Annotated in this window: 25 protein-coding genes, 1 tRNA gene and 1 pseudogene; 13 read left to right on the top strand and 14 right to left on the bottom strand. The window is 63.2% G+C overall.

Annotation, left to right across the window (positions count from 1 at the left end; genetic code table 11):
- Positions 1-373: 373 nt before the first annotated feature.
- The gene (locus K6I40_RS08330; protein ID WP_255681893.1) at positions 374-1036 is read right to left on the bottom strand and encodes a metal-dependent hydrolase; all 663 of its coding nucleotides are present in this window, start codon (positions 1034-1036) and stop codon (positions 374-376) included.
- 75 nt (positions 1037-1111) lie between these two features.
- Here K6I40_RS08330 and K6I40_RS08325 point away from each other — a divergent pair, with 75 nt between their 5' ends.
- Positions 1112-1753: a hypothetical protein gene (locus K6I40_RS08325; protein WP_222918593.1), complete on the top strand. Its 642-nt coding sequence runs from the start codon at positions 1112-1114 to the stop codon at positions 1751-1753.
- A gap of 20 nt (positions 1754-1773) precedes the next feature.
- Complete coding sequence (locus tag K6I40_RS08320; protein WP_222920318.1) at positions 1774-2382, top strand: hypothetical protein; 609 nt, start codon at positions 1774-1776, stop codon at positions 2380-2382.
- A gap of 112 nt (positions 2383-2494) precedes the next feature.
- On the opposite strand, the gene K6I40_RS08315 is transcribed toward K6I40_RS08320, so the two are convergent.
- On the bottom strand, positions 2495-2947 hold the full coding sequence (locus tag K6I40_RS08315) for a MaoC family dehydratase (RefSeq protein WP_222918592.1): 453 nt from the start codon (positions 2945-2947) through the stop codon (positions 2495-2497).
- Between the two features lie 335 nt (positions 2948-3282).
- On the opposite strand from K6I40_RS08315, the gene K6I40_RS08310 reads away from it, so the two are divergent.
- From K6I40_RS08310 to K6I40_RS08290, 5 genes and pseudogenes are all read left to right on the top strand, one after another.
- Positions 3283-4212, top strand: a complete 930-nt coding sequence (locus tag K6I40_RS08310) for an NAD-dependent epimerase/dehydratase family protein (RefSeq protein ID WP_222918591.1) — start codon at positions 3283-3285, stop codon at positions 4210-4212.
- 386 nt (positions 4213-4598) lie between these two features.
- On the top strand, positions 4599-7289 hold the full coding sequence (ppc, locus tag K6I40_RS08305) for a phosphoenolpyruvate carboxylase (protein WP_222918590.1): 2691 nt from the start codon (positions 4599-4601) through the stop codon (positions 7287-7289).
- A gap of 139 nt (positions 7290-7428) precedes the next feature.
- Positions 7429-7513 (top strand) — tRNA-Ser (locus tag K6I40_RS08300).
- Between the two features lie 498 nt (positions 7514-8011).
- Positions 8012-9669: pseudogene (locus K6I40_RS08295) on the top strand (4Fe-4S ferredoxin N-terminal domain-containing protein).
- A 169-nt stretch (positions 9670-9838) separates the two neighbouring features.
- Positions 9839-10039 carry a hypothetical protein gene (locus K6I40_RS08290; RefSeq protein WP_222918589.1) on the top strand — a complete coding sequence of 67 codons (201 nt, stop codon included), beginning with the start codon at positions 9839-9841 and terminating at the stop codon, positions 10037-10039.
- Positions 10040-10149: 110 nt separating this feature from the next.
- On the opposite strand, the gene K6I40_RS08285 is transcribed toward K6I40_RS08290, so the two are convergent.
- From K6I40_RS08285 to K6I40_RS08275, 3 genes are all read right to left on the bottom strand, one after another.
- The gene (locus tag K6I40_RS08285) at positions 10150-11634 is read right to left on the bottom strand and encodes a (R)-citramalate synthase (RefSeq protein WP_255681891.1); all 1485 of its coding nucleotides are present in this window, start codon (positions 11632-11634) and stop codon (positions 10150-10152) included.
- A gap of 312 nt (positions 11635-11946) precedes the next feature.
- Complete coding sequence (locus tag K6I40_RS08280; RefSeq protein WP_222918587.1) at positions 11947-12321, bottom strand: DUF192 domain-containing protein; 375 nt, start codon at positions 12319-12321, stop codon at positions 11947-11949.
- 90 nt (positions 12322-12411) lie between these two features.
- A complete protein-coding gene (locus tag K6I40_RS08275; RefSeq protein ID WP_222918586.1) occupies positions 12412-13086 on the bottom strand; it encodes a CPBP family intramembrane glutamic endopeptidase in 675 nt (224 codons plus the stop codon).
- A 103-nt stretch (positions 13087-13189) separates the two neighbouring features.
- Here K6I40_RS08275 and K6I40_RS08270 point away from each other — a divergent pair, with 103 nt between their 5' ends.
- On the top strand, positions 13190-13720 hold the full coding sequence (locus K6I40_RS08270) for a hypothetical protein (protein ID WP_222918585.1): 531 nt from the start codon (positions 13190-13192) through the stop codon (positions 13718-13720).
- A gap of 25 nt (positions 13721-13745) precedes the next feature.
- Here the strand turns inward: K6I40_RS08270 and K6I40_RS08265 are convergent, their stop codons facing one another.
- From K6I40_RS08265 to K6I40_RS08255, 3 genes are all read right to left on the bottom strand, one after another.
- Positions 13746-14690, bottom strand: a complete 945-nt coding sequence (locus K6I40_RS08265; protein ID WP_222918584.1) for an SDR family oxidoreductase — start codon at positions 14688-14690, stop codon at positions 13746-13748.
- A gap of 281 nt (positions 14691-14971) precedes the next feature.
- Complete coding sequence (locus K6I40_RS08260) at positions 14972-15763, bottom strand: endonuclease V (protein ID WP_222918583.1); 792 nt, start codon at positions 15761-15763, stop codon at positions 14972-14974.
- A 69-nt stretch (positions 15764-15832) separates the two neighbouring features.
- Complete coding sequence (locus K6I40_RS08255; protein ID WP_222918582.1) at positions 15833-16783, bottom strand: rhomboid family intramembrane serine protease; 951 nt, start codon at positions 16781-16783, stop codon at positions 15833-15835.
- A 214-nt stretch (positions 16784-16997) separates the two neighbouring features.
- Between K6I40_RS08255 and K6I40_RS08250 the strand changes: the two genes are divergently transcribed.
- Genes K6I40_RS08250 through K6I40_RS08240 form a run of 3 tightly spaced genes read left to right on the top strand, consistent with a single transcriptional unit; the run spans position 16998 to position 19699 of the window.
- A complete protein-coding gene (locus K6I40_RS08250) occupies positions 16998-17438 on the top strand; it encodes a DUF5788 family protein (protein ID WP_222918581.1) in 441 nt (146 codons plus the stop codon).
- Positions 17438-19189 (top strand): DNA polymerase/3'-5' exonuclease PolX, encoded by a 1752-nt coding sequence (polX, locus tag K6I40_RS08245; RefSeq protein ID WP_222918580.1) that lies wholly within the window; start codon positions 17438-17440, stop codon positions 19187-19189. Before K6I40_RS08250 ends, polX begins: the two co-directional genes overlap by 1 nt.
- A gap of 33 nt (positions 19190-19222) precedes the next feature.
- The gene (locus K6I40_RS08240; RefSeq protein ID WP_222918579.1) at positions 19223-19699 is read left to right on the top strand and encodes a Mut7-C RNAse domain-containing protein; all 477 of its coding nucleotides are present in this window, start codon (positions 19223-19225) and stop codon (positions 19697-19699) included.
- A gap of 26 nt (positions 19700-19725) precedes the next feature.
- Here the strand turns inward: K6I40_RS08240 and K6I40_RS08235 are convergent, their stop codons facing one another.
- On the bottom strand, positions 19726-20478 hold the full coding sequence (locus K6I40_RS08235; RefSeq protein ID WP_222920317.1) for a PHP-associated domain-containing protein: 753 nt from the start codon (positions 20476-20478) through the stop codon (positions 19726-19728).
- Between the two features lie 201 nt (positions 20479-20679).
- Between K6I40_RS08235 and K6I40_RS08230 the strand changes: the two genes are divergently transcribed.
- Positions 20680-20967: a hypothetical protein gene (locus K6I40_RS08230; RefSeq protein ID WP_222918578.1), complete on the top strand. Its 288-nt coding sequence runs from the start codon at positions 20680-20682 to the stop codon at positions 20965-20967.
- 174 nt (positions 20968-21141) lie between these two features.
- Here K6I40_RS08230 and K6I40_RS08225 read toward each other — a convergent pair whose 3' ends face one another.
- The 3 genes from K6I40_RS08225 to K6I40_RS08215 all read right to left on the bottom strand — a co-directional run bounded on the left by K6I40_RS08225 (position 21142) and on the right by K6I40_RS08215 (position 23012).
- On the bottom strand, positions 21142-21948 hold the full coding sequence (locus K6I40_RS08225; protein WP_222918577.1) for an alpha/beta hydrolase: 807 nt from the start codon (positions 21946-21948) through the stop codon (positions 21142-21144).
- A 450-nt stretch (positions 21949-22398) separates the two neighbouring features.
- Complete coding sequence (locus tag K6I40_RS08220) at positions 22399-22836, bottom strand: transcription elongation factor Spt5 (RefSeq protein WP_222918576.1); 438 nt, start codon at positions 22834-22836, stop codon at positions 22399-22401.
- Complete coding sequence (locus K6I40_RS08215) at positions 22836-23012, bottom strand: protein translocase SEC61 complex subunit gamma (protein WP_222918575.1); 177 nt, start codon at positions 23010-23012, stop codon at positions 22836-22838. Before K6I40_RS08215 ends, K6I40_RS08220 begins: the two co-directional genes overlap by 1 nt.
- Before the next feature lie 150 nt (positions 23013-23162).
- Between K6I40_RS08215 and K6I40_RS08210 the strand changes: the two genes are divergently transcribed.
- Positions 23163-23369 carry a hypothetical protein gene (locus tag K6I40_RS08210; RefSeq protein WP_222920316.1) on the top strand — a complete coding sequence of 69 codons (207 nt, stop codon included), beginning with the start codon at positions 23163-23165 and terminating at the stop codon, positions 23367-23369.
- A gap of 40 nt (positions 23370-23409) precedes the next feature.
- Here the strand turns inward: K6I40_RS08210 and K6I40_RS08205 are convergent, their stop codons facing one another.
- Together K6I40_RS08205 and K6I40_RS08200 are read right to left on the bottom strand one after the other, a co-directional pair.
- Positions 23410-24360 (bottom strand): TIGR03557 family F420-dependent LLM class oxidoreductase, encoded by a 951-nt coding sequence (locus K6I40_RS08205; RefSeq protein WP_222918574.1) that lies wholly within the window; start codon positions 24358-24360, stop codon positions 23410-23412.
- A 14-nt stretch (positions 24361-24374) separates the two neighbouring features.
- Positions 24375-25565 (bottom strand): trypsin-like peptidase domain-containing protein, encoded by a 1191-nt coding sequence (locus tag K6I40_RS08200; protein ID WP_222918573.1) that lies wholly within the window; start codon positions 25563-25565, stop codon positions 24375-24377.
- Between the last annotated feature and the right edge of the window lie 10 nt (positions 25566-25575).

Raw genomic sequence — 25575 nt, 5'->3', positions numbered from 1 at the left:
CTCTGGAGCTATTACCTCGAACTGAGCGGGCCGAAATCACGGGTCTCGGCGATTTCGGGACGATCGAACCGCGAAATTAGTCCTTGTAGTCAGGAGGGACTCTCACGGCAATGACCTGGGTTCGAATCCCAGTCGGAGCACTTCTTTGCGGACGACATCGAAACTGACGAGCGCGACTCTTAAATTCGAAATAGAACCGCGAGCGTAACGGCCCTTTCGGGTCCGAACGTGTTGTTGACCACTTACTCGCCGAGCAGCGACCTCGTCGTCCTCGCCGCCGCAATCCTCGCGGCCAGTGCATCATGCTGTCGGTTACTCCGCTCTTTGCCCGGAAACGATGGGTGAGATCTTGATCGTAGATCGTGATGTCCCGCTATTGGGCGAGGTATCCAGAAATCGATTCCGCCTGCCGGTCGGCCCCAGCGGCAGATTCAATCGTATTGTATCGACTCGGCACGTACTCGTCGACCGGCTCGGGAACGGACCCGAACACGACCGACGCGATGGTCGCGAGCCGCCGCCGAAGGAGTCCGTACGTCCCGCCGACCAGCAACGCGGTACCAACGAGCCACCGGAGGGGGCTCTCGAGGACGATCCAGAGCGGGACACCGACGGACACCGCGAGGAGGACGTCTTCCGGTGCGCCGTCGTACCGAATCCAGCGTTTCGGCGCTCGCCACTGGTTCCTGACGTGGTCATAGACCGCTCGGTCGGAGGTCGCCTCCCACGGGCGAAGTTCGAGGCCGCCGCCGTATCGGTCCATTCGACAGTGGAGGGCAGCGCCGGCGAACAGGAAGGCGGCGGCGACGAGCCATGGGGTCACGACGAACGCTGCTGTGATCGCAATCGGGACGGCAGCGGCCACGTACAGTGTCGGATAGTGGAGCGTCCGCCGATGTCCCGCGTAGAGATCGAAGTCCGGCAGCACGCTGCCGAGAAACGCGCCGACGAGCGCCGCCGGTGCGAACTCCGGGGCGACGACGATGAGCGGCGCTGCGATGGCCAGCCCCAGTAGCGCGTGTGTCGGTAGCATCATCTATCATCTCGAAGGGGAGTCAGCGAGATAAGCCCACCGGCGGATTTATGGATCGATGGTGTGTCGGCCCTGAAAATGCCGAGGAACGACGGCGATCCACTCCTGAAAACCCGTGCGGACGCGGCAGAGGACGTGTTCGAACGATTGTTTCGGAGCGGTCGGACGAACGCCCTCCTCGCGTGGGTGGTAGTCGGCGTGCTCGCGATGGTGTTCGTCAAGAGCGCGCTCGATTTTGACCGTCAGTGGCTCGTCTTCGTCGCCGGCGTTGGCACGATCGTACTGATACCACCCGTGGCCTACGGTGAGTGGCGCGTCATGTTACCTTGGGAGTTGCTCGTCCTCGCGACGTTGCCCATCCTCGTTCGGGGACTGTTCGGCGGCAACGTCGGTACGTTCGCGGCCTATCTCTCGGTTGCAGGGCTGGCGCTTCTGATCACAGTCGAACTACACATGTTCACGTCGCTGCAGGTAACCCACTGGTTCGCCATCGCGTTCGTCGTGTTGACAACGCTGGCGTCGGTCGCAGCGTGGACCATGGTCCGATGGAACCTGGATCGGGTTTTCGGTACGTCGTATCTCTCGACGAACGAGGTGTTAATGGCCGAGTGGCTCTCGGTGACCGTCGCCGGACTGGCCGCCGGTGTACTGTTCGACGCGTACTTCAGACGCCGGGATCGACGGCTCCGTCGCGCGCTCAGACGGGTGGTTCGGCGATGAGTCGCCTCCCGCGGCCCTCGCTGCGAACCCAGCGACGGCTCACGCGACTGCTGCAACTCATCCTCGTCGGACTCGTCGCTTCCGGCGTCCTCGCGGGCCAGCCGAAAGCGATCTTCAACGGCGGTGTCGGCCTCCTGATTACGTTCCTCCCGGCGTTGTTAGAACGCAACTACGATCTGCCGCTAGATCCGTGGCTCGCGCTCTGGATCACCGCTGCAGTGTTCCTCCACACGCTCGGATCGGCGGGCCTATACGGCCATATCAGCTGGTGGGATCACCTTACGCACGCGCTGTCGGCCTCCCTGATCGCCGGGATCGGCTATACGACCGCTCGGGCGATTGACCTGCACGCCGAGGACATCCACATCCCGAATCGGATCGCGTTCGTCTACATCTTCGTGGTCGTGATGGCCTTCGGCGTCATCTGGGAACTGTTCGAGTTCGCACTCGATATCGTCGCCGCCGAGACCGGACTCACGATGCCGTTGGCCCAGCACGGCCTCGACGACACGGTCCGCGATCTCATGTTCAACACGCTCGGCGCGCTCCTCGTGGCGGTGTTCGGGCAGGTCCATCTGACCGGCGTCGCCGAAACGGTCAGAGAGCGGTTGCTCTCGATCGAATCCTGAAGCGGCGCTATCGGTCGTCACGCGACCGGTAGCCATCCATCGATCAGTTACTCGCCGCTGGCTACCGGTCGGCCGAGAGCCCGAGGTGTCCGGTCGAAAACTGGCAGAGACCTCAGTCCTCGCCCGGGTTTCGACGCGCGATCATACCAAGTCCGATCCACGAGATGACGACATCGCCGTCCTGATTGACACCCTCGAGGAGGCTGTCGACGTAGCCGCGCTCGGGGTCGCTCTCGGAGACCCGCTTGTCGAGTATTTCGGTGCGAATCGAGAGCGTGTCGCCGGGTCGGACGGGCTGTTTCCACCGGAGTTCGTCGACACCGCGAGCGCCCATACTGGCCCGGTCCTGGATCGGGCCGTCGACGAGCATTCGCATGCACATGGCAGCGGTGTGCCAGCCCGACGCGACCAGTTCGCCGAACGCAGAGTCCTCGGCGGCCTCCTCGTCGGTGTGGAACGACTGCGGGTCGTACCGCTCTGCGAACTCAATAATCTCTGCTTTCGTGACGTGATACTCGCCGAACTCCTGGGTTTCCCCGACATCGAGGTCCTCGTAGTAGCGCATGACCGTGTAGTGTGGTATGTACCAGCAAGAACCTGTGGGCTGAGGCAGCGTGGACCGCGGACGGCGACACCGCCTGCGACCTCGAGATCGATTCGCTCGTTTCCGTCCGGTCGGTCTGTGGGATCAGTTCGCCGGCTGTCGAATATCGGCTCCGGGAGTCAGCCGGCGAACGCCAGTGTAGATGTTGGTAAGATACCGAACGCGAGCACTCCGAGGCTTAGCAGGCCGGCCCCCACCGCAACGATCACACGCGAATGCCGGCGGTCAACTGTCGCTCCGTATCAGGCGCTCGAGCTTTCACAACACCTATTGGGTGTCGTATGGGGGTTTTCGGTATGAACCTCGAGGCCAAATCCGTCCTCGTCACCGGGGGAGCGGGATTTATCGGATCGAATCTGGCAAACCATCTCGCCGAGGAAAACGACGTGACCGTCGTCGACGACTGTTATCTGGGGACGCCCAAGAACCTGTCCGACGACGTCGAGTTCGTCGATGCGAGCGTACTGGACGACGACCTGCCGACGGACGTTAACGTAGTGTTCCATCTGGCCGCGCTGTCCTCGTACGCGATGCACGAGGACGATCCGACGACCGGTGCCAGGGTGAACGTCGAGGGGTTCGTCAACGTGGTCGAGCAGGCTCGCCAAGACGGCTGCGAGACAGTAGTGTATGCATCGACGTCGTCGATTTACGGCAGCCGAACAGAGCCGTCGCCGGAAGACATGGACGTGAGCGTGAATACAGGGTACGAGGCCTCGAAGCTGGCCCGTGAGCGCTACGGCGAGTACTTCTCGAATCACTACAACATGTCGATGGCCGGCATGCGATTTTTCTCGGTCTACCAGGGGTACGGCGGCGCTGAAGAGCACAAGGGCGAGTACGCCAACGTGATTGCCCAGTTCGCCGACGACATCGCCGACGGCGAGTCGCCCGTACTCTACGGGGACGGCACCCAGACGCGGGACTTCACGCACGTCTCCGATATCGTCCGGGGACTCGAGCAAGCCGCAGCGAACGAACTCGACGGAATCTACAATCTCGGAACGGGAGAGGCGTACGACTTCAACACCGTTGTCGAGATGCTCAACGACGAACTCGAGACTGACGTGGAACCGGAGTACGTCGCAAATCCGATTCCCGATTCGGTCTACGTCCACGACACCTGTGCCGACGCCTCGAAGATTCGCGAGGAAGTCGGCTGGGAGCCCCGGATCGATTTCGAGGAAGGGATTCGACGAGTCTGCACGCAGTATATGGACGAGTGACGGAGTGCACTGCTTCGCTCACCATTCGGCGTTCGATCGAGCACATACCAGTCCCTCTGTGACCGCGCATGATACGATCTAGTTTCGTGCGAGCGTGTCGTCAGTGATATAATGCGTTTTTGTGGACTATCCGCCGTTCGAGAGTGAATGCCGCAGCCGTGCGTATCGGTGAATCCGAAACCAATCCGATATAGGAATAATTTATATTTGTAGTAAATATCTGGATTAGAGTTACGGTACCGATAGCATTCGGAGCGATGGGCGAACAGACCGACAGAGACTACCAATCATCTGACTGTCACTGGTAGTAACTATCACGGAAACGATGAATGAGCGGGTCAGTGCTCCTACTAGGGATTTTACCACGTCACGCACATCCACACGATATGCGACTCCACAACAGGGAAGTCCGACAAGACGTTCGCGAACTCGGTGCGTTGCTCGGGAACGTCCTTGAGGAGCAGACGTCCCGCAGGTCGTTCGAGAACGTCGAGTCCTGTCGACAGGCAGCTATCGAGTACCGATCCGGGGACCTCGAGTCACGAGAGTCACTCATCACGGAACTAGAGGGGCTCTCGCCGCATCGACAGCGGATCGTCGCCCGTGCGTTCACGACCTATTTCGAGCTGATCAACCTCGCTGAGGAGCGCGAACGGGTCCGCACGATCCGTACCGAATCCCACGAGGGAACCCTCGACGATAGCCTCGAGACCGCGGCCGAAGAGCTCGGTGAAGCCGACGTCGAGACGGTCCAGCAGGTCCTGGATGACGTCTTGATCGAGCCGACGTTCACCGCCCACCCGACCGAAGCCCGCCGGAAGACCGTCAAGTCCAAACTGCGGGAGATTTCGACGTATCTCGAGACCCTAGACGAGCGGCTGCTGACCGACAAGGAGGAGAACCAGCTCTGGCGGGACATCGACGCGGAGGTCACGAGCCTCTGGCAGACGCCCCAGGTTCGCAATCGTCAGCCAGAGCCCGAAGACGAGGCGCGCAACGTCCAATGGTACCTCGAGAACACGCTGTTCGAGGTCGTCGGCGAGGTCTACGACGAACTCGACGACGCGATCGACGCGGAAGTGCCGGGCGACCTCGAGATCCCGAAACTCTTCGAGTTCCGTTCGTGGGCGGGCAGCGACCGCGACGGCAACCCATACGTGACCCCCGACGTGACTGCGAACACGCTCGAGCGCCAGCGCTCGGTCATCTTAGAGCAGTACCGAACCCAACTCAAGCGTCTCTCGGGGGTTCTGAGTCAGGACGGGAGCCGGATCGACGCCGGCTCCGAGTTCCAGGCTGCCCTCGAGCGTGATCGGGACCGACTCCCCGGCAGCGCTCGCACGGCCGAGGAGCGCTACCCCGACGAACCCTACCGACAGAAGCTCAAGCTCATGCGCGAGCGACTCCGCCGCGTGGGCGATGTTCGACCGGGCGGCTACGACGAGGTCGACGACCTCCTCACGGACCTCGAGGTCATCGCGACGAGCCTGCGGAACAACGGTGCCGAGAGCGTCGTCGACGCCCACGTCGACCCGATCCGCCGGCAGGTCGCCACCTTCGGCTTCTCGCTGGCGAGTCTCGACCTGCGCGAGCATCAGGCGAAACACACCGACGCCATCGCCGAAGCCCTCGAGGCCGAGGGGATCGACTACCACGGGCTCTCAGAGGACGACCGTGTCGAATTCCTGACCGATGCCGTCCTGCAGGACGAGCCAGTGATCGATCTGAGCGACACTGACGAACTCTCGGACGATTCCGAGCGGGTCCTCCAGCTGTTCGACAGCCTCGCGGACTGGCAGACCGAGTACGGGGTCAACGCCATCGACACCTATGCCATCTCGATGACGGACGAGCCCAGCCACGTCCTCGAAGTCCTCTTCCTGGCCGACCAGGCCGGCGTCGTCTCCCTGCCCGAGCATTCGGGGATTGACATCGTCCCGCTACTCGAGACCGAATACGCTCTCTCAGGGGCGCGTCGGATCATGGGGACGCTGTTCGAAAACGAGGCCTATTCGCAGGCGCTCGAGGCGCGCGGCCGGACCCAGGAGATCATGCTCGGCTACTCGGACTCGAACAAGGAGAACGGCTTCCTCGCGGCGAACTGGTCGCTGTACAAGAACCAGCGCCGGCTCGGTGAGATCTGTGACGACCACGACGTAACGATGCGGCTGTTCCACGGCCGCGGCGGCTCGATCTCCCGTGGCGGCGGCCCGATGAACGAGGCGCTGCTGGCGCTGCCGAACTCGACCGTGACGGGCCAGGTCAAGTTCACCGAACAGGGCGAGGCCATCGCCGAGAAGTACGCTAACCCGCGCATCGCCGAGCGCAACATCGAGCAGATGCTCAACGCCCAGCTCCGGGCGCGCAAGCAGTCGATCGACCAGCCCGAAGAGGAGATCCGCGACGAGTGGGTCGAGGCCATGGAAACCATGGCCGACACCGCCCGCCAAGAGTACCGCGACCTCCTCGAGAGCGATGGGTTCGTTCAGTACTTCGAACAGGCAACGCCGATCACCGTCATCGAAGACCTCGATCTGGGGTCGCGCCCGGCCTCCCGTAGCGGCGAGCGCACTGTCGAGGACCTGCGGGCGATCCCGTGGGTGTTCTCCTGGACCCAGTCGCGGTGTATCCTGCCCGGCTGGTACGCCATCGCAACGGGGATGCAGTCCTATCTCGAGGACGGCGGATCGATGGAGACGCTCCAGGAGATGTACGAGGAGTGGCCGTTCTTCCGGACGACGCTGGACAACGCCGCGCTCTCGCTGTCGCGGACCGAACTTGAGATCGCCGAGCGATACGCGGACATGGCCGACGAGGACCTTCGCGATCGATTCTTCCCCCGCGTCGCCGACGAATACCAGCGAGCGACCGATCTGATCACCGAGATCGGCCAGCGAGACCGCCTGCATACTCGCGATTGGCTCGGTGAAAACCTCGAGCGCCGGAACCCCTATGTCGATCCGCTGAACATGCTGCAGGTCTACCTACTCAACCGCACTCATCGGACAGACATCGAGGAACGGACCCTGCGGCTAACGGTCAAAGGAATCGCAGCCGGCATGAAGAATACGGGGTAGTCGACGGTTCGTCCACGACAGCGGATCCGTTTATCACGACTCAAGCGGATCGAACCCTGCTGCGATCGTGAGAGAATCGATACCAGGGAGAGCGAAAAATCGAAACCGGTAAAAAGGTCCCTCGGGTAGGGAGGAGTGAGCCGAGATAGCCTAGCCCGGCCAAGGCGGTAGATTCGAAATCTACTGTCCTCACGGACTCGGGAGTTCAAATCTCCCTCTCGGCGCTTTTCCAGCGACACTATCCGATGAGCGGTGCGTGGCGCTACGCGCCACGCGTCGCTCGCCATGTTGCGTCATAAAAAACGCCGAGAGGGAGATTTGAACAACGCGAAGACGTTCTGGGTCGCTCACTTCGTTCGCTTCCCGGGCTGCGTCTTCTCTCGTTCAAATTCCCGCGTTGTTTCCAGCGACCAGTTAACTCACACCGCTCCGCGTCTCGCGGTTTCACCGCTCGATCATCGTGGCGCGTAGCGCCACGGAATAATGAATGGCGAAGCCGTGAGCGAAGCGAGCCGTCGTCTCGTTCCGACTCGAGTGTCACGTCCGATCGCTTGAGTCCGATACCGCTCGGATAGATCTCTACGCGGAACTAGCTGGACTGACACCGCCCGGGGCCCGTCATTCGCAAGCAGGGTCACTATAGACATACTGATGATATGTTCACTGACCAAAGCCACAATGATCGCCACTCGAGAGACAGCAACCTGGACGCGGTGGGGACGATGAGCTTCGACGACGAGCCGACAGACGAGGAGGGGGCGTTCCATCCGCTCGGTGAGGCGTGGCAAGACGAGCTTGAGGACACGCTTGACGACACCGAGTACGATACGGAACTCGGGATGGAGATGGGACGAGACGCTATGCGTGTCACGAAAGGGGAGCTCTCGGAGGAGGAGTTCCACGAGCGGTATCACGACGACGTGATGGAGGAGTTCGGTGAGGACGAACGGCCAATTGCCAGCCCGGAGGACGGGGACGGCGAGGAGGGTGGGGTGGGATCGGGTCAACGCTCGTGGAACTCACCAGTGGCGATGAGTCCCGTCGAGGGATGCTCAAAAAGGCGGGGGCCGGGATGGGATTCGCGAGTCTCGGATGGGGTGCGGTCGACCAGCAGGAGCCGGAGCAGTCCGTCGAGGAGGCAGGGGAAGTCGAGGGCGCAGACGAGGGGACCCAGTGGGGAATGACGATCGACCTTGAGCACTGCGACGGGTGTCTCGCCTGCGTGACCGCCTGTAATCAGGAACACCAGTGGGATGAGGGGGCAAACTGGATGTACGTTCTCGCCTTCGAAGACGGCCAGGTTGAGTCCCCGGATCCCGGCACCGTCGACGTCGAGCCTGGAGAATGCTCGCAGAACGATGTCGTCCACGAATTCAACTACCTCGTCCGCCCGTGTCAGCACTGTACCGACGCGCCCTGCGAGAAGGTGTGCCCGACAACGGCTCGCCACACACGCGACGAAGGCGGGCTGGTGCTGACCGACTACGAGGTCTGTATCGGCTGTCGCTACTGTCAGGTGGCCTGCCCCTACGGCGTCAACTACTTCCAGTGGGACGATCCGAACGTCGACCGGTCGGAGCTCGACTCGGAAGGGATCTACGACGAACGCGGACGGCCGGTCAGTCGCCGTGCTCCCCGCGGCGTCATGTCGAAATGCGTCTTCGATCCGGCTCGCCAGGACGGCAACGCGGGCGAGGAACTGATCGGCACGAGCGCCTGTGAGCAGGCCTGTCCGCCGAACGTGATTCAGTTCGGAGACAAAAATAACCCCGCGAGCGACCCGGAACGGTACGCGGAAAACCCAGCTAGGGCGCGAACGGTAATCAATCTGTTCACGGAGCTTCCGTCGCCGAACTCGGTCGAATCGTCGCTCGAGGGCGTCGACCCGAATCTTGACGCGGTCGTCGATGCCGTCGACGGGCTTACCGTGGAGATGATCGCACTCGCGAAAGGGATCGCTCTCACGCAGGAGGAGTACGAGAAGGAAGCGCCGCCGGGCGATTCCCTTCCGGACAAGGAGCAGACGGTGCTGGACGTCGTGACCGCGATCGAAGACACCGGACTCGACCTCGAGAGCGAGGAGGGGATCAGAGAGATCGGGCTGTCGCCGGAGCAGTTCGAGGGACCGAGTCAGGACGTCCAGGTCGCCAGTCGAGAGGAGGTGGCCTACGAACTGTTCGAGGACTACGTCGACGCGCCCGAAGAGCAGTTCGAGCTGTTGGCGGACATCGGAACGAACCCGAACGTCACCTACCTCGGACACCAACCTGGACCCGAAGCCCATCAGGTCCCAGGGCCGGTCTCGTACGACGATGTCGGGATGCTCGACACGCGACAGGAGGCCCTCGATGATCAGACCGTCGACCTCGATTACTCATGAGGCTCCCGCTGCCGTAGGAGGACGACCCTCGTTCGTTTTCGAGGGCGAGACGCCGAGAGAGGACCCTGGCTGACGCATTCGCGAGCCGATCCGTCCCGTCCGACACCGAGCCCACTCCGTCAGCGACAGCGACAGATGTCTTCATAGTCTTCGAGACGAACGTTCGCCTATGGAGCTACGTCAGCGGCTGATCGTCGGGAGTCTCTGGATCGGGGTCGCAGCGCTGATGGCGATCACCGTCGAGCCAGGTGTTCCGTCGTCGGTCGGCGGAGTCGCACGGCTGTTTGCCGTCGTCATGGCCCTGTTCCTCGCGGCCGTGTACGTGATCGATCCGTGGAACGTCGTGAGCCGCGTTCACGTCTATAATTGAGATAGGCCGCGGCATGAAGGGGGTCAGTCCCGCCTCGAGCATCAACTGGGGGACATGCAGTATCGGTGACTCCCGACGACGGAACCCGATCGAGAAGGAATGACCGGCGATCAATCGTCGGCCGGCGCGAGTGACTGGGGGTCGGCCGCGAGCAGTCGATCGAGCGCGTCGACCATCGCTTTCACGCTCGCGCGGGTTATGTCGGCCTCGCTGCGAGCAACTGTCACCGAGCGGTCGTTGCGAACCATCGTGACTTCGACGGTGACGACGGCGTCGGTCCCGCCCGTGACCGCGTCAACGTGATAGGACTCGAGTTCGGCGTCGGCCATCGAGCCCAGCGCCTCGCGGACGGCGGAAACGGCAGCGTCGACGGGGCCGGAGCCGGTGCCGCTGGCGACGCGTTCCTCGCCGTCGACGGCTAGTCGGATGCTGGCGGTCGGCACGGCACCGCCGCTGGTGGCGGTGAGATCGAGCAGGTCGACGACCCGCTCGCGGTCCTCGCCGGTGACGTCCTCGGCGATGGCGAGCAGATCGGCGTCGGTCACCCGGCGGCCGCGGTCGCCGAGTTCGGTCACGCGGGTCGCGATCTCGGCAATTTCGTCGTCGTCGGCTTCGACGCCGTGTTCCTCGAGGGTCGCCGCGACGCCTGCACGGCCAGTGTGTTTGCCGAGCGCGAGTCGGCGCTCGCGCCCGACGGTCTCGGGCGCGTAGGGCTCGTACATCTTGTCGTCTTTGAGCGTTCCATCGGTGTGAATCCCGCTCTCGTGGGTGAAGGCGTTCTCGCCGATGACGGCCTTGTTCGGCGGCAGCTGAACCCCCGTCGCCCGGGAGACTGTTTGAGCCAGCCCGTACAGTTCCTCGAGTTCGAGCGTTTCGAGGTCGTAAACGTGCGAGAGGGCGATCGCGACCTCCTCTAAGGCGACGTTGCCGGCGCGTTCGCCGAGTCCGTCGACCGTGCAGTGGACGAGATCGGCACCCGCGGAGACGGCCGCAAGTGCGTTGGTCACGCCCAGTCCGAGATCGTCGTGGGTGTGGGCGCTGACCGGGCCGATGTCGGCAAGTCGGGAGACGGCCTCGTGGGTGTGTTCCGGCCCGGTGTGACCAACGGTGTCGGCGAAACAAAAGCGGTCCGCGCCTGCCTCGAGTGAGGTTTCGGCCAACTCCTCGAGGTAGTCCAGATCCGCTCGAGAGCCGTCCTCGCCGATGACTTCGACCCAGAGGTCGTGGTCCGTGGCGTAAGCGACCAGTTCGGCGGTCTTCTCGAGGTTGTCCACACGGGACGTGCCGACCTTGCCCTCGACGTGACGGTCGCTGGCGGGGACGACGATGTGGACGCCGTCGACATCACACTCGAGCGCGAGGTCGATGTCGCCTTGCATCCCACGACAGAAGCTCGTGACGCAGGCGTCGAGATCGAGATCGGTCACCCGTGAGATAGCCTGTCGCTCACCCGCGCCGGTACAGGCGCTGCCGGCCTCGATGACGGAGACGCCGGCGTGCTCGAGCGAGCGGGCGATCTCGACTTTCTCGTCGGGGGAAAGCGAGACACCCGGCGCTTGTTCGCCGTCGCGAAGCGTCGTGTCGAGAAGGCGCACTGTACGGTCCGATTCGATCGTCTGTTCGGCGGAGTGAGTTACAGGCAAGAGTGATGAAGTGGGATTACGTTCGTCGGAGAATTTCACATCCAGCCGGGTTGCCCCGACTTCCTCTATCCTCGTCGTGCGGCGTTGAGATGGGATCTCGTGCCATTGTACTGTCTCCTAACGTATCTCCCTGACTTAAATCCGCTGGTCACAGCACAGTACCACTGTCTCTGCGGAGTGACTTGCATGGGATCGGGGCCGTCACCGGTCGTCTCTGGCTGTCTCGGAGCGTCCACAGTCGTCAGCGGTCGCACTCGATCGCCGTTACTCGCCCTCGAAAATCAACCGGTCACCTGGCTCGACATCGGCTGCGGTGCCGGCTGGGAGTTCGACGATCAGGTCGGCCGTCTCGCGAGCGAAGCCCCGCCACGGTCGGAGCCGCTCGACGCGTTGGACGATGCCGTCGACGACCCAGACGGCGTCGATGGGGAAGAAGACGAACAGCATGTGGAGATCACGGGTCTTGGTCGAGTCAAACCGAAATGCCAGCGCGTAGTCGTCCGGAACGCTCCGACGAAACATGAGCCCTCGCGCTTGGCTGACGATCGAGTCAGCGAGCTCGACCGTCATCGCTAGGACGTCGCGGTCGGTCCCGTCGGCGGACGAGTCGTCGATGGCCGATTCGTGGACGAGTCGCACGCCCTCGAGTGAGAACGGAGACAGCAAAAACCTTCCCGCCGACGGATAGTCAGTCGATCGACAGCAGCTCGTCGAACCGCCCGGTGTCGATCAGCCGAGGGCCACTGCGACAAGACCAGCCGTCGAGACCGTGTTGATCAGAGCGTGCGTTACCGTACTGCTGGCGGTGCTCCACCGGTGACGGACGACTCCGAAGAGAACGGCGAGGGTCAGCAGCGTCGTGAGCCGGACTATCGAGAGGTCGACGATCACGTGCTTGAACGCGAACAGGACCGCCGTCACACCGATACCGGCGACGGTACCCCAAGCGTCGACGAGTTCCGTCTGGACGATCCCCCGCCAGACCTGCTCCTCCGCGATGGGAACAATGAGTCCGTTACCGACGAGTAACAGGATTGCCGTCGCCACCGACAGTCCTTCTCGAGTCCCGTCGATCTGGTCGAGGCCGAACAACGCCGCGTCGATCTGGGCCGCGCCAGCGACCAGTCCGAATCCGACAACCGCCGCGAGAACGCCCATACCGAGGGTCCGGGGCGTCAATTCCCAGTCCCACTGGTCGCGGTCCTGTCCTCGCTTGAGGGCGACCCAGCTCAGAACCGCGGCGATGAGTGGAAATCCGATCGCGAGGACGAGGGCATCGACCAGCCCCGGATCGATCCCGACGGCAGCGGCGGCCGAGACGAGGCCTCGCCGAAGCGCGAACTCGAGAACGATCCAGCCAGCGACAACGAGGGCAGCGATCCGAGTCGGGTTCGGTTGGTCCATACCATATAGTTACTTCCATAACATATTTTGTTTTCATCTTTTGGAGCACAGCAATCAGACGCCAAATTCAACTGGTCGGTGCACCAAGGACGGTCGAACGACGATGGAGAAAACGCCGCAGGGTACCTCGGTCGGCGTCGACGACCCCTACGAGTTCGCGGGCGTCTGCGACTATCTCACCAGCGAGGGCCAGTGTCGATACGCCCTCGAGCACTACGGGCACGATCCCGAGTTCGCCAGCGAGCGCGCCAAGGAGGAGTACGAGTGTCCCGTGGTCGACCCCGAATCGGACTGGTCGTGGGCCGACTGTCCGCACTTCCGCTCGCGCAACCGCGACCGCGAGTGCGTCCGCTGCGGGCTCGCAGAAAAGCGGATGGCCCACGACGATGAGCGCCCGCTGCTCGAGGAACACCACCTCTCCTATGATCGCGACGGCGAGACGCTCTCCCACGAGATCACGGTCTACCTCTGTCGGTGGTGCCACTCGAAGGTCCACAATTCGTGGGCGCGGATCACCGACGACGCCGCGCCCGATCCCAACGCGATTGCGGCGCTCGAGGAACGGCGCGGCCGCGAGCAGTCGGAACTGGGGTTCGAGTCAGCGGCCGAGCGATACGACGGAGACGAGCGATAAGGGCCCTGACGAAGCGATCCAGCAGTCAGACTAGTTTCCGCAGGAGTCCGTAGACCGCATCGCGCAGTCGATCCGGCAGGAAGCGGGCGTACAGCCCGTACTGGGCGAGCGGGCCGACCGGGTACCGCGCTGGCGGGTCGGGACTGGTCGCTGACTCGAGGATCGCGTCGGCGACGTCTTCGGCTTCGGAGGCGAAAGGACCGCCGCTCCCGCCGCCAATCAGTTGGGCCTCATCGTAGAGTTCATACAGCGATTTGTAGGCCGGTGTTCGCTCGTCTTCGGGGAGTTCCTCGTCGACGCGGTCGGTGAAGTCCGTCTCGACCGGGCCGGGTTCGATCACGACGACATCGATATCGAACTCGTCGACTTCGGCGCGCAGCGAGTCGCTCATTGCCTCGAGGGCGTGTTTCGAGCCCGAGTATGCGCCCGAGCCGGGGAACGAGATGCGTCCAGTGACGCTCGAGACGTTGACGATCCGGCCTTCGCCCTGTGCGCGCATGTGGGGCAAGGCGGCGCGGGTAAGTCGGTGGGGACCGTAGACGTTGGCGTCGAACTGCCGGTGGAGGTCGACCGTCGCGACGTCCTCAAGGGGCCCCATCTGGGCGTAGCCGGCGTTGTTGACGACACAGTCGATCGATCCGGCGACGTCAACGACCTCCTCGACGACCCGTGCGACCTGCTCGGGGTCGGTGACGTCTAACTCGAGGGCCTTGCAGCCGGCCTCCCCGAGGGCCGCGATGTCGTCGACGTTGCGCGCCGTCGCGAAGACCTGCCAGTCATCCGCGAGGAAGGCGCGGGCGGTCGCGCGACCGATGCCGGACGAGCAGCCGGTGATGAGCACCGACTTTTTGCGCGTATAGCGATCGTCGGCGCTCGTCCCGGTCTCGCGATCCCGGCCGCGGTCGTCCTCGACGACGGTGCCGTCCGGCTCGTCATCGGCTGTCCCTTCAACGTCCTCAGCGGTGGCCATGTGTGATCGGTTCGTGAGACGATACCTAAGTATCGACGGTTTGTCGCGCTATCCGTAACGTTCGTATTTGAATGGGGTCGCAGAAGGGAGAAGGGGTGTGTGATGGCACTGAACGTCACTCTGAAAGCCCCCAGCCCGCTCGACTCGGTGGACTCGCTGCGATCCTCGCCCGTTGGGCTGCGGTTCTTGCGTCGTCCGCCTTCCCCGAGCGGGCTGGCCCCTTTCATTCCCGCCCGCCGCGATCGGTTGGTCGAGCGGTTTTAATCGGTGGCTGAGTAGGCTTAGTCGCCGAGGTTTTGCTTCGCGTCGTCTGCGTACTTGTCCGCGAGTCGGACCGGCTCGGGGAGTTTGTACGACGAGGCGAGTTCGAGCGCGATGTCGGCCGCCGTTTCGGGTCCGACCCGATGACCGGGACTGACGTAGAGCGGATTGATGTACCGGTTCGGTGAGTCGTACTGTCGAGTCTGGACGGCGTAGCCGAGCAGGGTGCCGTCGGGTGTGTCGACCCTCGAGTTCGATTCGATGGCGATTTTCGTCCCTGCCGGGAGGTCGTTGGTGTCCTCATGCGGCGTGCCACAGAGCAGGCTCTTCGCGACGCCGATGCTCGGCACGTCCCGGACGACGCCCATATGGGTCGCGATGCCGGCTTGCCGAAAGTGAATGCGACCGCTGCCGTCGAACAGGAACAGATCGGGATCGACGGACAGTTCCTCGAGCGCCGCGAGGATCGGCGTCCCTTCGCGGAAGGAGAGGAGACCGGGAATGTAGGGAATCTCGAGGGACGTCACCGCGTGGACGCGCTCGATGACCTCGCCGCCGCGCATCGCGACGACGGCGCTCAGAGCGCGATCCTGATCGCCGTCTTCGTTCGTGAGAAACGACTGATCGATCCCGACGATGACCGGCGGTGTCCCGCCGCCCGCAGTCGACGCGAGCGGGTTCGAGAGGACGTCGGGATCGAACGAGAAGTCGTCCTCGAAGACGGCGGCAGCGGCGATTTCGCGCTGGAGGGCTTCCATCTCGTCGCGCGAGAGGCCGGCATCGGGTGCGAGGTCGGGGCGGGGGTCGTGCATCTGTTTGGCGGTGATAGACGCCGCGAGAAAATCAGTTGCGGGGTTATGCGGGAACCCCCTCGGTTCGACTCAGAATCGGCCGCGTCCGGGACCGCCGGGGCCGCCCGGACCGCCCGGGCCACCGGGACCGCCACCGCCGAACTCGAGTTGGTTCGGCGCGCTGACGTTCCGGTTTTGCTTGATGTACTTCCCGTAGGCAAGGCCGATCACCAGACCGACAAGGTGGGCCATGTGTGCGATTCCGCTACCACCGCCGAGAGCGCCTGAGAGGAACGTGATGCTGATGAAGGCGTATCCGCCCGTGAGGACCCAGATCGGGACGGGCAAAATGAAGTAGAGGTACACCTTGAGACCAGGATTCAAGATCGTCAGGACGCCCATGATCGCGAGTGCAGCACCGCTCGCTCCGACGACACCCGGGGTGAACGGCGTTACCGCGGTCGTCTGGAGCGTCTGGATGGTGATCTGACCGAGCCCCGCGAGGGCACCGCTCACCAGGAAGAGGATCGCAAACTTCCGGGACCCGACGTATCGCTCGACGAGCGGGCCGAAGAAGAACAGCACGATGCTGTTGCCGGCGATGTGGTAGAGTCCGCCGTGTGCGAAGATCGACGTTACCCACGTCCAGACGTACTCCGGGTAGTAGGGTCGAAGAACGAAGAGGGTCTGTGCCATTTCGATACCGAAGACCGCTCTGACGAGAAACTGGGCGATAAACGTGAGCCACATCAACGCGAGGAACGTGTAGGTGGCATTCCCGCGGAAGTACGCCAGCGGTCCGCCCGGACCGGTATCGACCGGGAGCTTGTCCGTGAGACTCGAGACCCGAGACGTGCTCCCGCCCGAATTGACGTTGTCGTCGAACCCGCTGTCGAAGACGCCCTGTGGATCGTTCCAGTTTTGCAGCCCCGAGCAGTCGTGGTTCTCGGGGAGCCGATGGTTGGCACAATAGGTGCCGCCGCAGTGCCGACAGTTGTACGGCATGTTTTCGTCCTTCCCACACACGTCGCACTTGGCCATTGACCGGGGGTATGTGCGGAGCCGCTAAGGGATTTGGGGTTTCCGCTGGATTTTTTCGATCGATTCCACTCACTCAGTAGGGCCAGGAGAGCGCTTCGCCGAGTTCTGTGCTATTCAGTCACAGAAGCCGAGACGAGAGACGGATCGCTGTTCCCACTCGCTCGATCTGCGTCGGGACTGTACATTTTTGCGTCCCCACCACCCATATCGGAGTGTGCAAGAGTACGAGCGCAAGCAACTGCTCGAGCGCGTCGAGCGCGAGGGCGCGACCGTCGGCACGGACATCCCGGAGACGATCACGATTCAGGGGGAGAAGATCGACCTCCAGACCTTCGTCTTCGAGATCAAGCGCCGCGAGACGATCCCGTCCGGCGAACGCGAGCGCGTCGAGCAGGCCAAGAAGAACCTGCGACGCGAGCGGCTCGAGCGACTCGAGCGGATCGAGGATGGCGATATCACGTGGGAGACGGGCGAGGAACTCGCCGGGAGTATCATCGGCATCGACCGGGCGTTGAACGCCCTCGAGAATCTGGGACCGACGGACTTAGAGCGCGAACAGAAGGTCCAGCAGGCCCAGGACCGCAAGCGCTGGATGTCCTTCCTGAAGAAGGCGTTGGGCAAAGAGGACGACGCCAGCGCGCGGAGGGGGCGCTGATGGCGACCAACGCCGAAATCGCCGCCCGATTCGAGGAGTTCGCGGACCTGCTCGAGGCCGACGACGTCGAGTACAAGCCCCGCGCGTATCGGCGGGCGGCCGAGAACATCCGCTCGCATCCGTCGCCGATCGCCGATCAGGTCGCGGCCGGCAACCACGAGGCCGTCGAGAACATCGACGGCGTCGGCGACGCCATCTCCTCGAAGATCATCGAATACGTCGAGACCGGCGAGATCGACGAACTCGAGGAACTCCACGCCGAACTGCCGATCGATATCGCCGACATCACTCGGATCGAAGGCGTCGGTCCCAAGACCGCGGGGAAGCTCTATCGCGAACTCGGAGTCCAGACACTAGACGACCTTGAGGACGCCGCCGAGGCCGGTGAGGTACAGGACGTGAAAGGATTCGGTCCGAAAACCGAGCAGAACATCCTCGAGAACCTCGAGTTCGCCCGCACGATCGGGCAGCGCCAGTTGCTCGGCGAGGCGCGACCGCTGGCCGACGACGTGCTTGACTTTCTCGAGTCGATCGACGACGTCGAGCGCTGCGAGGTCGCGGGCTCGATCCGGCGCTGGCGCGAGACGATCGGCGACGTGGACGTCCTCGCGGCGACCGAGGCCGGCGAGGACGTCATCGAGCGATTCGTTGCGTGGGAGTCAGCCGGCGACGAGATCGAGTCCGGTCCCGAGAAGGCCAGCATCCGCGTTGGCGAGATTCGCGTCGATCTCCGGGTGGTCGTCCCCGAAGAGTTCGGCTCGGCGCTCCAGTACTTCACCGGGAGCAAGGACCACAACGTCAGCCTACGCAACTACGCGATCGATCGCGGCATGAAGTTGAACGAGTACGGTGCCTTCGACGTCTCGGATGTCGACGACGCCGAGGCAGGACAGCGCGTCGGCGAGTGGGTCGCAGGCGAGACCGAGGAGGGGATGTACGACGCGCTCGGGCTACCGTGGATTCCGCCGGAGCTTCGCGAGAACCGCGGCGAGATCGAAGCCGCCGAGAACGGCGACCTCCCGGACCTGCTCACGCGCGACGATATCCGCGGCGACCTGCACAGCCACACCGAGTGGTCCGACGGCAACACCTCCATCGAGGCGATGGTCGAGGCCGCCGAGGTGCGGGGCTACGACTTCTTCGGAATCGCCGACCACGCCGAGGGCCCCGGCATCGTCGGCGGCATGGGTCTCTCCGATACCGAGATCTTAGAGCAGGTCGAGGAGATCCACGCGGTCGGCGACGACGCGGAGATCGAGGTCTTCGCCGGGATCGAAGCTAATGTCGACGCCGAGGGCGAGATCGACCTCTCCGAGGACGTGATCGAGGCCCTAGACGTGATCGTCGCCTCGACGCACAGCGCGCTCGACCAGGACGCGGAGACCGCCACGGAGCGGCTCGTCCACGCGATCGAGAACCCGGCGATTGACGTGCTGGGTCATCCAAGCGGCCGCCTGCTCAACGAGCGGTCCGGGCTCGACTTCGACGCGACCGCGCTCGGCGAAGCCGCCGCCGAACACGACACCGCTCTCGAGGTCAACAGCAACCCCCGCCGACTCGACCTCTGGGGCAGCGCCGTCCAAGCCGCTCTCGAGGAGGGCGCGCCGATCGCGATCAACACCGACTCCCACCAGCCCTCGACGCTCGAGTACATGCGCTGGGGCGTCCACACGGCGCGTCGCGGCTGGGCCGAACCGGACGACGTGATCAACACCTGGGAACTCGACGACCTCCGCGAGTTCCTCCACTAATCGGCTGGAACGCTCTCATCTCACGCTGTTCCCATGCGCATCCTCCTCGACGTCATGTGCGGCGGTCTCGTCTCATATCTCCGGATGTGTAACTACGACACCGCCTACGCGGGCGATCGCGGACTCGAGGCCGACGACGACCTCCTCGCCGTCGCTCGAGGCGAAGATCGGACGGTCGTCACTCGAGACGTTGACCTCGCGAGTCGCGCCGATGAGTCAATCCTGCTCGAGTCTCGCGACGTCGAGGAGCAACTCGCGGCACTCGACGTAGCAGGACTCGATCTCACCCTCGCGGACGACCCCGGCTTTTGTGGGCGGTGTAACGGCCTGCTCGAGCCCGTCGAGCCGACGGCGTCGACGCCGGAGTACGCACCCAATCCGTCGACACTCGAGATATGGGCCTGTCGTGACTGCGGCCAGTACTTCTGGCGCGGGAGTCACTGGGATCGGGTCGCAAAGACGCTCTCAGAGATCCGGGAATCGGCCGGAGAACGGCCCGACGAGACGTAACTACCGACTCGAGAGCGAGTCCGAACTTAGTAAACGGCAACGTCGTCGAACCGACCGTCATAGGCGATGTGGTGGGGATGGGTCGGCTCCGTCCCCGAGAGAAAGAGGCGATCGACCTTTTTCCAGGTGTTCTCATAGACGAGGTGGCCGAGTTCCATCGTCGTTGTCGCCCAGTGCTCGAGGCCGTTATCGTAGGTGACCCGGCGGGCGGTCCCATCCGCGAGCGCGGTCACGACGTCCGCCTCGGTCTCGATGGCCGCATCGAACGCGGTGTGGGCGACGCCAACAGACCGCCGAACATGGGCATACGACGAGGTAAACGGCGGTATTGAGAGCGTGTCTGCGAGTTCGCGCGCGCGGCGGTTGTTCCACGGAAAGTGACGCGGGTTGAATATTTCGATTGCGTCGATCGTCTCGGCATACGTCCGCAGATCCGCCTCGGTGAGACTCACATTCGCGAATTCGGGATGGGGAACGAGCACCGTCGCGTCCTGTCGGTCGAACTCGGCCATCGCTGCCTCGAGCGGGATGAAATCGGGCACGGGCTCGTCGAGGCCGATCGTGAGGATGTGCTTGCGGTCTCGCCACGTGCCGGTAAACACCTCACGCCCGGGGATCACCAGCAGGTCCTCGTCGGAGTAAGCCGCCGCTCGATCGCGGATCTCCGGGAGGCGGGTGAAGTGGGGTGCGTAGACGATCGCGTCGAGGCCGGCCCGTTTGGCTCGTTCGACGACCGTCTCGTCCAGCACCTTCACGTGACAGTCGATTCTGAACGTCACTCCATCGGTCACGAACACTACTTCCGGGACAGCCGGGTTATGAATTCTGATTTGGCGGCCACTCGAGACCGCCCTGTCAGTCGCCAGCATGCCTCGGTGAGGAGGTTCTGTCCTATGAAGGGTATCGGACAACATGTATTCTGGCCAATTGGTTTTGCTGCGAAAGGATCATTAGGAGGGCGGTTCGAGTGTCAGTAACGAATGGCCTGGGAATGCGGGATCGACGGCTGTGGCGCAGTCTTCGAGGATGTCGAGTCGGCCGTCGTTCATCAGGCGACAAAGCACCAGCGTCGTGAGTGCCAGGTCTGCGGGACCGTCGTGCCTGATGGCTACCTCGCGATTCGACACGTCTTTACCGAACACAGCCGCGCCGAGTACGTTCGCGCCTACGGTGCCAGCTCCGAGGCAGTCAGAGAACGCGAAGAGTTACTTGAGGAGATCGAATCAGAAGCGAATATGCAAGCGATTGCGACGGAATTGAAGCGGTAGCGATCCGTCTCGTCATCGTCTCCGCGACTAATGGTGGGTCTCTCATCGCTACTGGACGTGCCGACTGTGGACGATTTCTCGGACTACCGTCGTTCCGCTCGTCCGCTTCCTGTTCGTCTGGAGCGCGAGTCGACACCGAACGACGCCGGAAGCGGACGATCAGGAGGCTCGTCGTCAGTAGTTGTTGACGATCGCTGACACGCAGCCGGTCTCCTCCCTGTAGGCGGAGTGATCAGAGACCGAATCGCTCACATCGATATCGTCGTAGTTGTCCGGCGTAGTGCCATCACTGAACCAGCTGCCGCAGTCAGCCGGGCCACTCCCCAGCCTGGCGACGCCGTCGTTCGTCGAGTAGTAGTTGTGGACTGCGTCGGCCGACGCCTGGATAGCATCGAAGAAGGCACCGTCTTCGCAGGGCGCGTCGGACGCCTCGAACGAACCGATACTGTCTACCGTCGCAACCGTAAAATCCCCGTCGATAGCCGCGAGCGTTTCCATCTGGACGATACCACCCATCGAGTGACCGAGAATACGGATCGTCGTCGACGGGTTCGCGTCGGTGTAGTCCGCCAGCCAGGTGGCGAACAGGTCTCCCGTGTCTCTGGCACTCTGGATCGCCGATGTTGGCAGACTGCTGTCATCCCAGGTGACTGCCGTGACGGGCTCGTCGTAGCCGACTGCACTCGCCGTCTCCCGGAACGTCGCGGCCCGCTCGACGCTCGCCGACGAACTCGTGTAGCCGTGGATCTTGAACACGACCTCGGCTTCGGCTTGGGGCGCGTCGGCGACGTCAGGGACGCCGTCTCGAAAGTCGAGCTCCGCGATCTCGTCAGTGTCGGCCGCGACCGACCTCGACGCGACACTCAGGCTGGCGCTCGCGACGACTGTCGCCGCCGCGGACCCAAGGAGCCGCCGTCTCGAGACAGTATTCGACGTATCGCTGTTCTCTGCGGTCGAATTCACGTGTTCGGTTGTTGGCATTGGAAATCGTTCTCGGTTCTGATGCGAACAGGATATAATTTCACAACCTAATGTATAATTTTTATCCGCGTTTGGATATATTGGAATACATAGAAGATGATAGACGGGCGGGCAGAGGGAACTCGATCCAACGGCGCACAGGAGACTAGCGAACAGTACAACTGGGATCGGATCCTTGGTTGGTGAGGACTCGAGGTTACGGAGAAACGCGCGTCCAATGAAGCGGTGTTCACGGCGAGCGAGCCGAGAACCGAATCTTCCGTGTCATCGGAGTCGGCCCGCAATGTGCGGCCGTTCCGGTATTCGACGAACTATCGTTCGTCGCTATATTCAGCGCTGCTTCGCCGCGCTGACTGCTTAACGAGCGCTAACGCGCTCGTCACTGTCTGCTCACGGGCACTGCGGGACGGTGAAACCGTCCCGAACTGCCCGTTCGCATGGTCCGACGAACTACCGTTCGTCACTATCGAGCACGCGAATCTGGTCGCCCCGCACCGTTACGGGAATCGGAACCGTTGCCTCGTACAGTTCGACTGTCACCTGATCCTTCCCCTCGTCGATGCGCTGGACCTGGGCCTTCTCGCCCTTGAACGGGCCAGCGATGAGTTCGACGATGTCGCCCTCGGCGATCCCTTCGACGTCCGGTTTCGGCGAGAGGAAGTGCTCGACCTCCGAGATGTCTGACTCGCCGGGGACGATGCTCCGCGCGTGCGGAATGTCCTCGAGGACGCGATTGAGGGCTGCATTGCCCTCGGCCTCAACCATCACGTAGGAGGTCAGTGAGTCGGGTGCGAGTGCGGCGTGGATTTCCGACTCCTCGCGGTTGATGATCATGTCCGCGACGGTGCGTTCCTGGCTCGCCGTCGTTTTGACAGCGAAGATACCCATTAGACGCCACCACCGGGCAGGAGCAGCATGATCGCGCCGATGAGGAATCCCATGAGGCCGACCAGAAGGATACCTGCACCGGCGATCTTCGATACCTGGAGGAACTCCTCAGTAGTGGGTGTCGTTGCCATCTTCAGCACCCGAATGTACGAGGTGAGGTCGTACGGAACGTCCATATATGTCTATTCACAGCGCGGGGTCTTTTATCTGTCTTTCGTGTCCGCTCAGTAACCACGGCCGTCACGCCACCGATCGTGACGGTGGGCGACGCCGACGTTGCACTCGACGGCCCCGCGTCCAAACCGCTCGGCGACGAACCCTCGTTCATGGCCGAAGATGACTCAGACAGAGCAAACGAGTACGAGGCGGAACGAGAAGCGGAAATAGAGGACGAACTCGAGCGGGTCGATCGTGATCCCGACGAGGTCGACGAGGGTGACGACGATCTCGGTACCCAGAACGCGCCGCGCGAGGACGCCGATGACCTCGAGGATCTCGAGGAAGAAGCGGAGAGTGAGGAGGAGGAGGGCTAAGGTGGTAGTAGATTCGAGGGAGAGTGGCCGATAACGTCCGTCAGAACGACGGTAACACGTTTTCTTCGTAGAACTCGACGAACTCGGCCTGATTCGAACCGATCTGGTGGACAACCACGCGGTCGTATCCCGCGTCGACGTACTCCTCGATCGCGGCGACGTGGTCGTCGGGGTCGTCACCACAGACAATTAACTCCGCAATCTCGCTCTCGGTTACCGTCTGTGTGGCCTGCTCGAAGTGAGCCGGCGTCGACAGCTCCCACATCAATTCGCCCGGCAATCCTTCGATGGGCCAGATCTCGTGTGCGCGTTCGACCGCCGCGTCCGCGTCTTCGTCGTAACAGACCGTGACCTCACCGTATCGCGGTCCCTCGCCGCCAGCGTCCGCGAAGGTCTCGAGCAGGTCCGAGTTGGGACTGACGCCGACGACCCCGTCTCCCAGCTCGCCCGCGAATCGGGCCGCTTTCGGCCCGTCCGCGGCGATCGGAATCGGCGGGAGGTCGTCGGGGAGGGTGAACAGTCGCGCGTTCTCGACGGTGTAATACTCGCCGTGGTAGCTCGTCGTCTCGCCCACCCAGAGAGTCCGGATGATCTCGATCGCCTCGGCGAGCATCTCGAGTCGAACCTCGTGTTCTGGCCAGCGATGACCCAAAATGTGCTCGTTCAACTGCTCGCCAGCGCCGACGCCAAGGAAGAACCGCCCGGGGAGCATCGCCGCAGCCGTCGCGGCCGCCTGCGCAACGACCGCCGGATGTACGCGGCTAATTGGGCAGGTGATTCCGGTCCCCAATCGCAGGTCGTCGGTCGCCTGTGCGATCGCGCCGATCACGTTCCAGACCATCGGAGCCTCTCCCTGACTCGCGGTCCAGGGGTGGTAGTGATCGGAGATCATCGCGAATTCGAACGCCGAATCATCGGCGAGTTGGGCGTATTCGACGAGATCGTTCGGGCCGTGCTCCTCGCAGATGAGTTTGTATCCGATTTCCGTCATCATCTGTGGTCGAATTACGGCTCCGATGTCGGCGGTCGTTCGCCCGGTCCGCCCGGAACCGGCGTCTGTGGCAGTTCCACCTCCGGTCGCTCCGCGAGGGTTAACTCGACCGTTTGCCGGTCACCATCGCGAACGATCTCGAGTTCGATCGTCTCACCGGGCGAGGTCTCGAGGGCGAGATACGACGAGAGCTGATTCTGGTTGGGTATCTCCTCGCCGTTGATGGCGACGATTACGTCACCGCTGGCTGGGCGACTGGTACTGCCCGGCTCGAGGACGCCGTCTGCAGGCGAGTTCGGAACGACCTCCATGACTAGCACGCCAGTGGCTTCCTCGAGGCCGATTTCGGCGGCGATCTCCGGGCCAACCGGTTGGACGCCGACGCCCATGTAGGGGTGTTCGTACGTACTGTCCTCGATGAGCGCGGGCACGACTCGGTTCGCCAGCAACGCGGAGATCGCAAAGCCGATGGTCTGGCCGGCCCCGGCGAAGACGACGCCGAGAACCTCGCCCTCGAGGCTCACCAGCGGGCCGCCACTGTTACCAGGGTTGATCGGTGCATCGGTCTGGATCGCGGCCGGAATCGAGAAGCCGGTGGGGCTCGGGAGCGATCGATCGATTCCGCTGACGATCCCCTGAGAGACCGACGCATCGAGGCCGAGCGGATTGCCGATCGCCAGCACTTCTTGACCGATTACGGGCTCGGACTCCGAGAACGAGAGACCGGTGGCGATGTCGGGTACGTCCTCGACGCGGAGGACGGCGAGGTCACTGTAGGCGTCGGTGCCGACGATCGATGCGGCTCGCCACTCCTCGTTGCTGAACTGGATCTCGATCCCGTCCTCGCTCGCGCTCTCGACGACGTGATTGTTGGTCACGATATACTGGTCGTCGATGACAAACCCGGAGCCGAGGCCGCCGCCACCGCCACCCGGAACACCGCTCGTCCCGGAGACGGTGACAAGGACGACGGAATCGATGGTATTGCGATACGTCTCCGTGTACGGACTGTCGACATCGCTCCCGTCACCCTCCTGGGCCGTCGCGTTCGAGTCAGCGGTTTCGTTCTGTGCAACGCCGGTCCCGGAGCCCCCGAGGCCGACCGCTGCCGCGGCCCCGGTTGCTCCGACCGCGCCGAGTATCCGTCTGCGAGTACACTGATCTGGATCTGGAGTCACGCCCGTTTCCACCCCGACGAGCGACATAAAACGGCTC

Source organism: Natrinema sp. SYSU A 869, from assembly GCF_019879105.1.
Classification (GTDB): domain Archaea; phylum Halobacteriota; class Halobacteria; order Halobacteriales; family Natrialbaceae; genus Natrinema.
This window is presented reverse-complemented; position numbering and strand designations above follow the sequence as displayed.